This is a genomic window from Pusillimonas sp. T2, assembly GCF_002236805.1.
Taxonomy (GTDB): domain Bacteria; phylum Pseudomonadota; class Gammaproteobacteria; order Burkholderiales; family Burkholderiaceae_B; genus Neopusillimonas.
On record NZ_NIQA01000045.1, the window covers coordinates 1 to 394 of the forward strand.

The following is a 394-nucleotide window of genomic DNA, read 5'->3' on the forward strand; positions in this document are numbered from 1 at the left end:
CGGATTGGCAAACCAAACTTATCAGCGAAAGACAGCAATGCTTATCAGTGGAAAGTCGATTGTTTGTCCCGTGGCTCCCGTCCATCCCTGCATGGAGCCACTGTAGATTTCGATGCTCGATGCAGTTTGCTTCGACACAATGACAAGGCGAGCGGACGGATTGCCACCAGCAAAGTCTGCCCACTCGGGGGTGTAGCCAGTTAACGTGGCAAAACCACTATCCCGCATCGGCGATGCAAAGAAAATCAGATATTTTCCTACATCCATACGCCAGACGCCGCTAACGTTGTGTTCACTACGGACATAACACCAGCCACCAGGGCAATTCGTTCCATCGAAGTTCACCCACGCTCTTGTCCCTTCCGTGGCCTGCCCCCACGTCCCGGATTGGCAA

1 protein-coding gene is annotated in these 394 nt (G+C 53.3%); it reads right to left on the minus strand.

Translation table 11 applies throughout. The annotated features are described in order from the left end of the window. Window positions 1–21 precede the first annotated feature (21 nt). Window positions 22–394, minus strand: a 373-nt coding sequence (locus tag PuT2_RS15665; RefSeq protein WP_371597045.1) for a hypothetical protein, incomplete at its 5' end; no start/stop codon positions are given.